This is a genomic window from Paenibacillus sp. FSL H8-0079 (genome assembly GCF_037991315.1).
GTDB lineage: Bacteria > Bacillota > Bacilli > Paenibacillales > Paenibacillaceae > Paenibacillus.
Window position 1 is genome coordinate 5018215 of the sequence record NZ_CP150300.1, and the last position, 12930, is coordinate 5031144.

Annotated in this window: 13 protein-coding genes; 4 read left to right on the top strand and 9 right to left on the bottom strand. The window is 45.1% G+C overall.

Translation table 11 applies throughout. From position 1 onward, the window contains the following. Nucleotides 1–143 precede the first annotated feature (143 nt). Entirely contained in the window at nucleotides 144–809 is a 666-nt protein-coding gene (locus tag MHI06_RS22490; protein WP_340402169.1) for a phosphatase PAP2 family protein, read from the top strand. Between the two features lie 166 nt (nucleotides 810–975). On the opposite strand, the gene MHI06_RS22495 is transcribed toward MHI06_RS22490, so the two are convergent. Further along, nucleotides 976–2409, bottom strand: coding sequence for a glycoside hydrolase family 1 protein (locus MHI06_RS22495; protein WP_145150089.1), 1434 nt, complete (start codon nucleotides 2407–2409; stop codon nucleotides 976–978). Between the two features lie 346 nt (nucleotides 2410–2755). Here MHI06_RS22495 and MHI06_RS22500 point away from each other — a divergent pair, with 346 nt between their 5' ends. Continuing rightward, a complete protein-coding gene (locus tag MHI06_RS22500; protein WP_340399166.1) occupies nucleotides 2756–3697 on the top strand; it encodes a YafY family protein in 942 nt (313 codons plus the stop codon). Nucleotides 3698–3770: 73 nt separating this feature from the next. Then, nucleotides 3771–4586, top strand: coding sequence for a class I SAM-dependent methyltransferase (locus tag MHI06_RS22505; RefSeq protein ID WP_340399167.1), 816 nt, complete (start codon nucleotides 3771–3773; stop codon nucleotides 4584–4586). A gap of 99 nt (nucleotides 4587–4685) precedes the next feature. On the opposite strand, the gene MHI06_RS22510 is transcribed toward MHI06_RS22505, so the two are convergent. The 5 genes from MHI06_RS22510 to MHI06_RS22530 form a co-directional block, all read right to left on the bottom strand. Further along, a complete protein-coding gene (locus MHI06_RS22510) occupies nucleotides 4686–5480 on the bottom strand; it encodes a hypothetical protein (protein WP_340402170.1) in 795 nt (264 codons plus the stop codon). 99 nt (nucleotides 5481–5579) lie between these two features. Then, nucleotides 5580–5996, bottom strand: a complete 417-nt coding sequence (locus MHI06_RS22515; protein WP_340399168.1) for a hypothetical protein — start codon at nucleotides 5994–5996, stop codon at nucleotides 5580–5582. Between the two features lie 398 nt (nucleotides 5997–6394). Continuing rightward, complete coding sequence (locus tag MHI06_RS22520) at nucleotides 6395–6760, bottom strand: hypothetical protein (protein WP_340399169.1); 366 nt, start codon at nucleotides 6758–6760, stop codon at nucleotides 6395–6397. Nucleotides 6761–6992: 232 nt separating this feature from the next. Continuing rightward, entirely contained in the window at nucleotides 6993–7397 is a 405-nt protein-coding gene (locus tag MHI06_RS22525; protein ID WP_340399170.1) for an NUDIX domain-containing protein, read from the bottom strand. Between the two features lie 227 nt (nucleotides 7398–7624). After that, a complete protein-coding gene (locus MHI06_RS22530; protein WP_340399171.1) occupies nucleotides 7625–8905 on the bottom strand; it encodes an XRE family transcriptional regulator in 1281 nt (426 codons plus the stop codon). A 203-nt stretch (nucleotides 8906–9108) separates the two neighbouring features. Between MHI06_RS22530 and fabV the strand changes: the two genes are divergently transcribed. Continuing rightward, nucleotides 9109–10302, top strand: coding sequence for an enoyl-ACP reductase FabV (fabV, locus tag MHI06_RS22535; RefSeq protein ID WP_340399172.1), 1194 nt, complete (start codon nucleotides 9109–9111; stop codon nucleotides 10300–10302). Nucleotides 10303–10413: 111 nt separating this feature from the next. Here the strand turns inward: fabV and MHI06_RS22540 are convergent, their stop codons facing one another. The 3 genes from MHI06_RS22540 to MHI06_RS22550 form a co-directional block, all read right to left on the bottom strand. After that, a complete protein-coding gene (locus MHI06_RS22540; RefSeq protein WP_340399173.1) occupies nucleotides 10414–11661 on the bottom strand; it encodes a crosslink repair DNA glycosylase YcaQ family protein in 1248 nt (415 codons plus the stop codon). A 78-nt stretch (nucleotides 11662–11739) separates the two neighbouring features. Continuing rightward, nucleotides 11740–11967 carry a hypothetical protein gene (locus tag MHI06_RS22545; RefSeq protein ID WP_340399174.1) on the bottom strand — a complete coding sequence of 76 codons (228 nt, stop codon included), beginning with the start codon at nucleotides 11965–11967 and terminating at the stop codon, nucleotides 11740–11742. A 119-nt stretch (nucleotides 11968–12086) separates the two neighbouring features. Then, nucleotides 12087–12683, bottom strand: a complete 597-nt coding sequence (locus tag MHI06_RS22550) for a restriction endonuclease (protein WP_062835820.1) — start codon at nucleotides 12681–12683, stop codon at nucleotides 12087–12089. Nucleotides 12684–12930 lie beyond the last annotated feature (247 nt).

Below are 12930 nucleotides of genomic sequence, written 5' to 3' on the forward strand. Positions count from 1 at the left end.
TTGAATAACCGTTGTTAAGGTTACATATTTTTATTGCTGCTATATTTATTGTAAAATTATAGCACAATACGAATATCGTTATGTCCGACATACGCAAGGACACAACATACGAAATCAAACATCACGGAGGAACTCAACATTTGATGCACAACTGGAAAAGGAACATCTCATTCCCGCTGCTCGTTGCAGCGTTATGCATGATCGCTTTTGTAAGCATCGCCCTGTCCATCAGCGACAACCAGATTCATCGATTTGATGATACGCTAATTGGCTGGATTCAGGGATTGGAATCCCCCGGCATGACGCAATTCATGCAGCTGTTCACCTGGATTGGTGGCGAAATGCCTGTGGTCATCATTACAATCATTTCAATGATTGTGTTATACGTTTGCCTGCGCCACAAACGCGAACTACTCTTCCTGGCTTGTGTGCTTGCAGGTTCAACCCTGTTAAATGCTCTACTTAAGCTGGTATTCCAGCGTGCCAGGCCTACCATTAATCGAATTATTGAAGTAAGTGGTTACAGCTTCCCTAGCGGCCATTCCATGGCTGCATTTAGTCTGTATGGCGGACTGGCCTTTCTGATCTGGAAACATGTGCCTACCACCACCGGACGTGTTTTCATGATTATTGCCAGCGCTGTCTTTATACTGACTATTGGCATAAGTCGTATCTACTTAGGTGTACATTATCCAAGTGATATCGTTGGCGGATACTTTTTAAGTGGATGTTGGCTCTCCACCTGCATATGGTTTTACCGGCGTCATTTGGAGCGCATGTCTCAACTGCAGTCCAGAAGACTGGCATAGCCACCAGCGCGTGTACATAGAAATACCCGGCTTTCCTTAACTGAAGGATCGCCGGGTATTTTTTATATTCATATATAGTAGTCCTGAACTCTTCATCTTCAGGACCATATGAACCCGCCTGTCCCATTTAAGGGAACAGGCGGATCTGGTTTTTTTTCACGCCAAATTATAGCTCTTCACCATTGGATTCAATAACTTTTTTGTACCAGTGGAAACTCTTCTTCGGTGTTCTGCTCAAGTCTCCGTTACCATCATTGTCCTTGTTAACATGAATGAAGCCATAACGCTTCTTCATCTCTCCAGTGGATGCGCTAACCAGGTCGATACATCCCCACATCGTGTAGGCAATGAGATCTACGCCGTCAGCTACCGCTTCTTTCATTTGTTCAATGTGACCTTTCAGATAATCAATGCGATAGTCATCCTGAATGGAGCCGTCTTCCTCGACCACATCGACAGCGCCCAGGCCGTTCTCAACCACCATCAATGGAATCTGATAACGATCATACAGATGATTCAAAGTGTAACGCAATCCTTTCGGATCGATCTGCCAGCCCCAGTCGGAAGCTTCGAGATATGGATTTTTGATACCGCCAAGCAGATTGCCTTCTGCTCTTTCCAGCGTCTGATCCGCACTTTCAACCAGAGACATGTAATAACTGAAGGAATAAAAGTCTACGCAGCCTTCACGCAGGGTCTGCTCGTCTCCCGGTTGCATCTCGATCTGGATACCTTCTTCAGCGAAGAAACGTTTGGCGAATCCAGGATACGCTCCACGAACCTGTACGTCACCACAGATCATGTTCGACAGCTGGTCTTTCTTCTGTGCAAGCAGCATGTCGTCCGGGTTACATGTATTTGGATACGTTGTCATAAACGCAACCATACAGCCAATTTTGAACTCAGGATTGATCTCATGTCCCAGTTTTACCGCTTTAGCACTTGCGACAAATTGGTGATGCAGTGCCTGGAAACGAGTCTGTGGATTATCGATTCCATCCGTCAATGCCTCTTTGCCTTCCAACAAGATACCGGCACCCATATAAGCACCCATTGGCATTGTCAAAATGTTGATTTCGTTGAACGTCAGCCAGTATTTCACTTGATCCTTGTAACGGTTAAAGAGGGTTGTACAATAACGGATATAACAATCGATAACTTCACGGGAAGCCCAACCGTTATACTTCTGTGTCAGACCGAATGGCGTTTCATAATGGGAGATCGTTACGAGCGGCTCAATATTGTATTTTTTCAACTCGGCAAAGACATTATCGTAGAACTGCAATCCCTCTTCGTTTGGCTCCAGATCGTAACCGTTCGGATAGATCCGGGACCAGTTGATGGACATGCGGAACATTTTGAAGCCCATCTCTGCCATCATCGCAATATCTTCTTTGTAATGTCCGTAAAAATCAACCGCTTCATGGCTCGGATAATACGTACCCTCTTCCAATACAGGCGTAATCCGGCGTGGAATCGTGTGGGTTCCCCCTGTCATCATGTCAGACGTGCTTGGTCCCTTACCACCTTGGTTCCATCCACCTTCGAATTGATTGGCAGCCGTTGCGCCACCCCAGTAGAATCCTTCTTTCATTGTCATGATCAGTTCCTCCTTCATAATTAACTCATTTCAATATAAAGTGCTTGATATTATGCGAGTAGCCGTTCCGGTCACGAATCGTTCTTCTGATCGCTGTTATCCTCGGATTTCTTTTATTCCCATTTTTAAATGGAAAAATCCGATGATAGCGTTTGCTTCCGAAGTAGCTTTCTTACAGAAAGCTTTTAGCGAACACTTCGTTTCTTCAGAATCGATATCGTCCCCTTCACTACCCCGCAATAAATGAAGAACAAATTATAAGACTGAGTCAAAATGTCTTTGGTAAGACTTTTACACAAGTGTACCACCCATACCCTGACACCTATTGTCATGGTATAATTAAGGCATGGAAAATAACCGACTATTTCGAATGTTGCTTTTGTTATTGGAGAAAAAGAAAGCCACTGCACCCGAACTCGCCCGTTTGTTCGAGATTTCTGTACGCACGGTGTACCGTGATATCGATCGGCTGAGCGCTGCCGGCATTCCCGTCTATACGACGACCGGCAAGCATGGCGGCATTCATCTCATGGACAACTATGTCATGGACAAGTCGCTGCTGTCAGAAGAAGACCAGAACGAAATTTTGATGGGACTCTATAGTGTCAGTGCGATCCCCCATCTTAACAGTGCCCATATGCTGCAACGGTTAACCGCCCTGTTTGATCACAAACTGGATTGGATTGAATTCAATTTCTCACCATGGGGCAGCATCCCTCTGCAGGAGAGAGAACTGTTCAATCAGGTGAAGCAGGCTATATTAACGAATCAACTAATTACGTTTCACTACATTAATTCGGATGGTGAGAAGAGTATTCCGACCGTGGAGCCACAGAAACTTATATTCAAAAACAGTACGTGGTACTTCAAAGGATATATCCATAATGACCCTGATCGGAGAGAATTCGAGACATTCAAGATGAAACGGATCACCCAGTTGACTTTTCTGACTAGAAAACACGATCACTCTGTTACTGCCGGATCAAACGACCCTGAATTAGAGTCAGCCATCACCTTGACCTCTCTGACACTTTTGTTCTCCAGCACCATTGCATACCGTGTACATGATTTTTTCGAACCGTCCCTCATTAAAAAAGAGTCTGATGGCAGACTCCGTGTGTCTCTGGAACTGAATGTAGGGGAATGGCTCTACTCCTTCCTGCTGTCGTTTGGTTCCGAGCTGACCGTCATCGAGCCTGCTCATGTTGGACAGGAATTGCTCAGGCGTCATATCAAAGCTGTTGAACATTTGCAGAACGTCATGAACAAACAACCCGACAATGAATGATATAATATAGGCCTATACAACTTTTGAGTACAGCTGACTCTCTGTCATCCATCTGACCGAAGGAGGTTTATCCATGCAAGACATTAGACGCAACAATGTGGAACGTTTCAAAGGTTTCGGTACGTTATACGATGAGAATCGACCAGCTGCTCCCACTGAAGTGGTGGATATTCTAACGACATATCTTGGCAGCACACCGCGTATGGTCGCAGATGTTGGCTGTGGCACCGGTTTATCCTCGTGGATCTGGCTTAATGAGGCAGAACGCATCATTGGCTTTGAACCCAGCGATGACATGAGGTCTGTCGCGGAATCCAAGTGGGAATCTGCCGGGAAACCGGATAACCTCCGGTTCGTGTCCGGCTTGTCTCATGACCTCGGGCTCCCGGATGGTAGTGTGGATGTGTTGACCTGTTCACAATCATTTCACTGGATGGAGCCGCAACCCACGCTGCGCGAGTTTGCACGTGTACTTCGTACAGGAGGCATATTTGCTGCCTACGACTGCGACTGGCCGCCAATGCTGGACTGGCAGTTGGAACAGGCCTATCTGCAGCTGAATACGGAGGCAGATCATCGAGCAGACAGTCTGGCTCCCCAGGATAGTCAGGCACACAAATGGAGCAAGGATGGGCATTTGCAGCAGATTCAGCAGTCCGGGCTATTCCGATACGTTCGGGAAATTGTGTTTCATCACCACGAGACCTTTGATGCAGACCGATACGTGAACCTGGCCCTGAGTCAAGGCGGCTTGCAAACGGCGTTGAAGCTTGGAGCGGATGATCTATTAACAGCTGCTGACGAGTTCAGAGCGCTGGCTAATCGTGTATTTGACGGAGAATCAAGAAAAGTACTATTCTCGTATCGCATGCGCCTTGGTATTGTCTGAAAGTAGTACGTTACTTGCACCTTTTGTACATACCAAATGAAATAAGGAGGTCCTACACGTCATAAACTTGACCTTTAGGATCTCCTTTTGTCTACATCATCAGGAGGAGAACAAGTCACTTAATTGTCCTTCCTGTACATTCAATGCAAGTACCAACTTTGTTGGGTCGTGCCTTGAATAAATAACGTTAATGATATGACCTTGCTGCACCTGCGGCAGCGCAGACGATAAAATCTCTTTTTGCGTCGTCACATTAAAGGTTTCGCCATTCGTCTTCGTTATGCTGAGTTTAAGCTGAAGCTTGATCTTGTTGCTACCTTCACTCCCCAGTGGAGTGACATCAAGAATTTTGGCCATCGCTTTTTCACCTATTCTCGCAATATCCATCATTTCAGGTGATACCCCTTGCTGTACCATCTTTTCATCCAACAATTGCTGCATATCCTCCTGTGATAATTGCCCCTTCAGATCAAGCCCTACCTTGCGCTCATCCTTTACAGAAACGACTAACGGAATGAAACTGCCCGGTTGGAACTGTGCCAGGGAGATCAATGGAATGACTGTTTTCATCTCCGTATCGTATTTCTCTCGCCCCTTACGCGACACCGTCAGACCCAATCGAACCTCCGGCTGTTCATTAATATACGTCCCCGTCTGTTGTATAGTCTTAATGACCCCAACTGCTGGTAAACCTGTCTTCACTCGACCTACGCCAAATATATTGCTCAAAATCGCAGGAACAAAAATCAGTGCGAACCCGGCAAAGATCGCCGGAGTGTACCACCATGCCTGCATAATCATAAACGGATCATTCCACAACTGCTGTGCCAGAAATGGGGAGAACCCCACTCCAAACACCGTTAATACGCCAATGAATCTCAGGAAACCAACCATATGATCCACCCTCTCTTCATCCTTCTTTTAACATCTCTTTTTATCGTTGTTATACGCATTATATAAATAAAATATCACTGTCTTATAACCAAATACCTTCTAGATAGACAATAGCCCCATGTAAATCAACTCAGACGGATTTGCTGGATTCTGGCCCAATCCCACCCGATCATCAACTCGCGGAATCTTCATCTTCAATACCAGTGTCTCCAATGTACGCTGATACTGGTTACCATTCGTTTCTGTCACATCCAATACAAGCACAACAATCGGATCAAAGTTGATCAGTTTGCCTGTATCGGTGATCGTCACCACCGTAGCTGTTGCAGTTAATGGAAGCGAACCACTCGCCGCTAATTGTGCCTGCTTCGCCGAATCCAGACTCTGATTGATGGCCTCTCGATGTTCCTTGGATACAAAGCCTTTCATCATCATGCCAGTGAGTCCTTTATTCATCAATTTATCCGCTTTAGCAATCGAATCTTCCTGCTTGTTCTTTTTACCGAACCATCCCATATTAAGCACCTCATTTGTTTTATTTTATTTTTGATTATAGTTAAATTATAAACACCGTGACTTGTCCTTGAATACCCTTCTGGTGGCATACAAAAAAAACGAAAAATCCGGCAATTGAATTACGGGATAATCGTTTCTTTGGTAAAGAATGATGCTAATTTGGCAAAAAAAGATCTGTTAATTCGATCTTCATTTCACAATTGGCAGACATATTTTGTGGCAAGTAGGTTGGTAATGCACAAAATCATGCCAACAACAGTGTTATTTAACCCATTTTATATTCTAATTTTTTTACTAATTCATATTCTCCTTCAAAATATTGAGTTTTACTTATGTAAGCTAACGTTCCCCGTTAGCGAAATCCCGAAATAACCATTGACTTCTTCTATGCCTTAGATTTACTTGAGGAAAGGATTGTCTTGTGACGGAGTTATTCCGACAAACTCCTCATTATCTACAGGTTTTAAACTAATTAGCTCTTCTCCAAATTGCTTGTTAAGCTCTTCGACTTCACTGTTCGTTAGTTCTGACTGAACAACAATTTTTCCAATGTCAGATTCGTAATAAATTCTTTGTTTTTTCCCTGACACATTGTAAGTAACATGATCTGCCATTGATTTCACTAATGCCTGCAGCTCACTTGAAGTATATTCTGTTATTTTGGGTTCTTTTACTGAGGTATTTCCGCTTAGAAAACTACACCACGTAACCAAAGAAGCACACATAAAACCTAAACACAAAACGAAAAAATATTTACGCATCATAGCCCCCAATCACTAATCATAATATCATCTAACAATTATAAAAATTTTAAAAAAGCGGCGATAAAGTTCTCTCTGTCGCTCTTCGCGCAGTTACGCATAAATTTGTATAGTTGGCTGTTTCATACCCAGTATGCCTTGGAAATTAAATCTAGAGGTTTTAGACTAGGTCTATTCAACTAGAGTTTCCCGTTAGATCAATGATGAAACAAATTCAGAAAATTTACATTTCTTATTATGATTCTCGAAATTCTACGAGAAAGGGATGAGTTTGATTATTAAGTGCCATATCTATTCTTTCTATGAAATTGCCCCAAATTATCATTTTCCTTGCCTCTTCCAAAGAAAAGTAACCTACCTCATCACTCTCTATACTTGTTTTTAATGTACCACCCACTGGCTTGCCTGTAAAAATGTTGTTACATACACCACGAGTTATATTCTGATACAACCCACAGAAACTAATTAGTTCTACTTCAATTCCTGTTTCCTCTTTCACTTCTCGGATAGCGGCCTCCCGAATAGTTTCCCCTTCTTCTAAACATCCTTGAGGCATCTCCCAACCACGACGATCTCGCATTAACAGAATTTCATTTTTTTCATTGAGCACAATCACACTAGCTGAAACGATGAATTTCATTAGTTTCCACCTCTCTAATGATATTTGTCGCTTTAACGCTTAGATGCTTTTATGCATTGAAGTATATCAATATAGATTATGTTTGTAAACACAGAAAGAAAGCCGACTTATTAGCCGGCTGTATACTTGAATTATCGTTCTGGGATCTATAGGTGACTCACAACACACTTATGGGTAAAATAATTGAACCCTCTATCGGTTAAGGCTCTTCCAAGCCGATTCTCGCTCTATTTTTTGCGTAACAGATAGACCAGCTTCCGATAATACATCGCAGCTTCCTTGTATTTCCGCTGATCCTCAGACACCACAGCCATTCCTTCATATAACGGTTCAAGCCGCATGACATGCTGCGCGGATTCAAAATAAGGCAGACACGCAAGTGCCCGCTCCATGAAAACCTCGCGATCTCCATGTGCAAGAGCCAGATGGCTCTGGTAAAAGGTTGCGCTCATCTGCTGATCCTGTGTTGTTGCACATTTCAAAAGTTGATCTACACTCTGCGCAAGCACGCCCCAGTTCTTGCGTGCCAGAGCTACTTCGCATCGATACACACCGATGAGCGGCTGCATGGCCTGCTGTGTTTCTTCCGGTTCCTGCTGCAACATCGACTCGAATCGTTCAATCTCAGCCTGTGCCTGATCCAGTTCACCTGTCATCGTCAGCATGACAATCCGATTGTTGGCAATCGCCGTCACCAGATCACCCTGGTTACCAGCATACACGAGGTTCGCTTCCGCCATTGTTAATGCCGAGAGTGCCTCCTGAACCAACCCCATCGCGAAGCAATAGCCACTATATGCCACATATAACCCGGACAACCGATGGAACATCCGCTGATCATAGACATGACGCATTGTAAGCTCAAATACCTGTTTTGCCTCTTCATACTGTTTGACCTGGATATAAGCCTCCATCTTGATGTTTTGCACAGACAGCCAAAATTCACTGCCAGGAAGCGCCAGCTCACTGAGCCTGGTTGCATGAGTTAACACATCCACAAATGCCATTTTGGAGCGATAATATTGTATTTTATAGAACAAGAGTGCCTTGACTAACGGACGCGGCAGATCAATATCGTCTGGACGACCGTATTTCTCCAGGTAAAAATTGAGGTAAGACGTATGTATATACTCATGAGCCGTTGCTTCGTTTAATTGCTGATAATAGACCGCCTTCATCAAGGCCGTTGTCAGCTCTACGGTCAGCGTGTCATCCCGATCTGCCAGCGCATGCACCGTATCTTCTGATATCGCCGACGCTGGAACTGACATTTGTTCGAAAATAACCTCTGCCCGTTCGAGTGTTTCCTCGTCCTTAGCCGCTGCCGCTGTAATATAGGAAGGAGTTACCCCAAGACGCCCAGCGATGGCTTCTGCCAAGTCCTCAGGGAGCGGATAACGATCCGCCAGGATATTTGCAAAATGAGCCTGCGTGACCAGACCTTCCACAAGGTCTTTACGGGAGATCTGTTTTCTTTTGCTAAGCAGTTCAATGCGTTCTTTCAGCATGCTATCCCTGTCCTTTCTATCCTAACGAGCGAGTACATTCTATGCACATCATCGCAAAATTAGAGATATAACGCTACCCTTCCGATGAAATCAAACGAAACGGTTTCCGTTTCCGAGGTAATTGTTTTACAATAAGGAGGTATGTATACGAGCATTTTATCGAAATGCTGAAACATGAGCTGAATATGAAAGGATGCAAATAAATGATTATTAAACCAAGAACACGTGGTTTTATTTGTACCACTTCCCATCCTGTAGGTTGCGCTGCGCAAGTGCAGGAACAGATTGATTATGTGAAATCCCAGCCGGAGCTGAAAGGCCCTCGTAATGTGCTCGTCATCGGTGCTTCCACCGGATACGGACTGGCGTCACGCGTTGTCTCTGCTTTTGGAGCGGGAGCGAATACGGTCGGCATTTATCGTCCAAGTAGTTCTACAGAGAAACGTACAGCTTCTGCAGGATGGTACAACTCCGCTGCATTCGAAAAAGCCGCTGAGGAAGCATGCCTGAAATCGTACAGCGTTACAGGTGATGCATTTGCAAACGAAACACGAGAAAAAGCCGTTGAACTGATTCGCAGTGAACTCGGTCAAGTGGATTTGGTTGTATACAGCGTAGCCTCAGCACGTCGTACCGAGCCGAACACCGGTGAAGTATTCAACTCTGTGTTGAAGCCTATCGGACAATCCTACACGAACAAAACGGTAAACTTCCACACAGGCGAAATCAGCTCCGTTACCCTTGAACCGGCAAACGAAGAGGAAATTCGTCAGACGGTAACCGTTATGGGTGGAGACGATTGGGAACTGTGGATGGATGCCCTGCAACAAGGCGGCGTGCTTGCCGATGATGCAACAACGATCGCTTTCTCCTACATCGGTCCTGAACTTACGCATGCCATTTATCGTGATGGTTCCATCGGTCAGGCCAAGAATCACCTGGAAGCGACTGCACACAAGCTGAATGATCGTCTAAGTGCAAAAGGTGGACGTGCGTACTTAACTGTAGCCAAGGCGCTGGTGACTCAATCCAGTTCTGCGATTCCAGTCGTGCCGCTGTACATCTCAGCATTGTACAAAGTCATGAAAGAAAAAGGCTTGCATGAAGGATGTATCGAGCAATTGCAACGTCTGTTCGCTGATCGCTTGTATACGGGAGGAGAAGTTCCAACCGATGCCGAAGGCCGTATTCGCATTGACGATTGGGAGATGAGAGCTGACGTTCAGGAAGAAGTGGCGAAGCTCTGGAATGAGTTGACCACAGAGAACATCTACGATCTGTCCGATCTGGAAGGTTACCGTCGCGAATTCTTCCAGCTGTTTGGTTTTGAAACCGATGGTGTGGATTATGAAGCAGATGTTGATCCGAACGTTGAAATGCCTCATCTGGTGATATGATTTTAAAATCAATGAAGGGGGAGCCGTCTGGCTCCCCCTGTTTTTTCCTTTTTAGATTTGTTCATGAAATCCAATTTCCCGTGTCCATACATTCTTTCGTGTATCCCCTAATCAAATCGACTTAAGCAGCTTTTTCAGCTTTTTCGGTACCGTCTTCTCAATAGAGATAGAACGCGCTCCATGCATGGACGCAAAGAATTGAAGCCCCTCCCGAAAATCTGTGATCCATTCCTCCACAGGTAGAGCTGTCTCTTCCATCGATAACAAACGAACGTTGAGTACTCCTTTTTTACGATCAAGTCGTGGGTCCATACGTCCAATCAACCGATCACCGTGAAGAATAGGCATGGCATAATAACCGTAGGTTCTTTTCACCTCTGGCGTGTAAATCTCCCATTTATAATAAAAATCAAATAAATCGACAATACGTTCTCTTCTCCATAACAGGTTATCCAGCGGCGGCAAGAAACGCACAGGACCTGACGCATCATAGTGCGGCTCTTCCTTTTCCATATGCAGTAGCAAATCCTCATCTTCAGCACGAATATAATAAGGCGTTGCCACATCCTCCACCTTAAGTGGGATCATTCGCCCATCTGACACACGTGCAGCAATATCGGCGCGACGTTCTGCCGCTGTAGATTTCAGCCAACCCAGACGGGGATCACGGGCATCTACAACCCGATATGCATGAATGTATTTATCCAGCAGAGCCTGTCTCTGGGCAAATACATCCATGTCTTCTTTCATCGGAAGCCCCTGTAGCTGCAATTCGGATTCGGTAATATGAAAATAACGTTCATTTCCCTGCCTCGCCACCACACGAATCACAGCGGAGTCCAACAGTAAATTCAGAGCAAGTGTTGTATCCTTGGTCTTCGGTACATCCGCACTGTCCCAATAACCACTTACCCGTTCAACAGCACGGAAAGCTCTTGAAGGTAAGGGTCCTTCCTCCTTCAGTCGCTGTAACACATGCTGCACTGTTTTCTCCAGACCTTGCAAAGACGGAGCCAGACGCTCCCTTAACCGAGCACGCACAGGTTCAAAGAGAGTATAATCTTCGATTGGAATCACACATGCCGCATTGGCAAAATACTCAAATACCTTGTGATCGCTCAGCAGCGTATTTAAGCTATCAGCAGTATATCCCGGATCACGGGCACCCAGCACCAAATGCTGATTTCCGGCTACCGCAGATACCGGATCGATCTGCACACAGCCAAGCGAGCGGATCAGCTCCATGACCTGATCCGGCCCGGAGTGTCTCGCTTCCGCTGGCCAACGTGCCAGTAAACCTTGCGTGTGCAGCAAAAGACGTCGAACAGCTGCTTTATTTATACGTAGAAGTGTTGTCATCGAAATGGCTCGTCCCTTCTAACTTATATTCATGATCAACCAGAAGCTTCCCCAACCAAAGGAAGGTTTATAGGAACATTATGCACTTTTTCGCACACATTGGACAAAATAAAAAGAAGCACCACCATCCTGGATGATTTGCTTCTTGTGTTTGACCTTTTGCAATTTTTCCTGCTTCGTAGGCATGAGCCGTACATGCTGGGATAACGCGCTATAATCCCCGTTAACTCTTCGGCTCTGTTCCGAGCACCATTGACCTGACCGCTCTGCTTTGCGTAATGCTTTTTGTGTTTGTGTACGTGCCATAATGGATCACACACTCCTTTGGTTGATATGCACTCAATATATCATGTGCAGCTACGCAAGTGAAGGTGCTTCCTACTGGAATGAGATGTACATCATTAAAAAGGCTTCCACCTAAGTACTTAGCGGGATTGCCGCTTTCGCCGGGACTGCCACGTCTCGATTGGTTCGTGGTCATCTTCTTCGATCAGTTCCAATGCTTCTTCCACTCTTCTCGCTTTGAATAACAGGATTAACTCCATCAGATCTTCCCGGTCCAGCAGCTTCACTCCATTAACCGCTGCAAGCGTCCGACAGGCTTCGGTGTAACGAGCGGACGTTAATACAATGGACCGGTCGGCTTCATAATAACGCATCGATGTATATATCTCCTGCACTGCACTCAACCCTACGGGATGGTTCGCACCATATCGCTTCGCTTGTATCACACTTCGTCTGCCGAGTCTATCAACAAACACCAGATCTGCCCCAAAGTCCCGGCTGCTTGTTGTCTTATGCACCTCATCGTACCCGAGCTCTTCGAATAGATGATAGAGATACAATTCAAACTCCGAACCATCCTCCATCTTGTCGATATCCTTTATCGTAATCTTCCGAGGATTGGCCTCACTTCGGATCCGTTGCCCGCGCCCGATAACACGCCGAATAATCCAGGCCAGCAGCAACAATACGATGATACATCCAATGACCCATAGGGTCATATTTTCACTCCAATTCATAGCTCTTCTCCTTGTTCATTCCTATGTTGTATCTAACGTCTTATACAGATATGGCTTATCACCGCACTAAATATATCAGACTTCCACCTTCATCGAAAGAAGATGAAATCCCTGTAACCGTTATAATTCATCAAACAAAGATAATTTGATATATGAATGATAAAAGGTTACAGTGCGTTCGGTTGAATTCAATATGACATCAATGGTAAAATTCAACAATCGGTTCTATTTTGAACCGAAGAAGAAA

Excerpts from the sequence above, each read along its gene's own strand:
- MHI06_RS22525 (WP_340399170.1), bottom strand. The coding sequence starts at position 7,397 with ATGAAATTCATCGTTTCAGCTAGTGTGATTGTGCTCAATGAAAAAAAT.
- MHI06_RS22520 (WP_340399169.1), bottom strand. The coding sequence starts at position 6,760 with ATGATGCGTAAATATTTTTTCGTTTTGTGTTTAGGTTTTATGTGTGCT.
- MHI06_RS22495 (WP_145150089.1), bottom strand. The coding sequence starts at position 2,409 with ATGACAATGAAAGAAGGATTCTACTGGGGTGGCGCAACGGCTGCCAAT.
- MHI06_RS22550 (WP_062835820.1), bottom strand. The coding sequence starts at position 12,683 with ATGAATTGGAGTGAAAATATGACCCTATGGGTCATTGGATGTATCATC.
- MHI06_RS22505 (WP_340399167.1), top strand. The coding sequence starts at position 3,771 with ATGCAAGACATTAGACGCAACAATGTGGAACGTTTCAAAGGTTTCGGT.
- MHI06_RS22500 (WP_340399166.1), top strand. The coding sequence starts at position 2,756 with ATGGAAAATAACCGACTATTTCGAATGTTGCTTTTGTTATTGGAGAAA.
- MHI06_RS22540 (WP_340399173.1), bottom strand. The coding sequence starts at position 11,661 with ATGACAACACTTCTACGTATAAATAAAGCAGCTGTTCGACGTCTTTTG.
- MHI06_RS22530 (WP_340399171.1), bottom strand. The coding sequence starts at position 8,905 with ATGCTGAAAGAACGCATTGAACTGCTTAGCAAAAGAAAACAGATCTCC.
- MHI06_RS22490 (WP_340402169.1), top strand. The coding sequence starts at position 144 with ATGCACAACTGGAAAAGGAACATCTCATTCCCGCTGCTCGTTGCAGCG.
- MHI06_RS22545 (WP_340399174.1), bottom strand. The coding sequence starts at position 11,967 with ATGGCACGTACACAAACACAAAAAGCATTACGCAAAGCAGAGCGGTCA.
- MHI06_RS22510 (WP_340402170.1), bottom strand. The coding sequence starts at position 5,480 with ATGGTTGGTTTCCTGAGATTCATTGGCGTATTAACGGTGTTTGGAGTG.
- MHI06_RS22515 (WP_340399168.1), bottom strand. The coding sequence starts at position 5,996 with ATGGGATGGTTCGGTAAAAAGAACAAGCAGGAAGATTCGATTGCTAAA.
- fabV (WP_340399172.1), top strand. The coding sequence starts at position 9,109 with ATGATTATTAAACCAAGAACACGTGGTTTTATTTGTACCACTTCCCAT.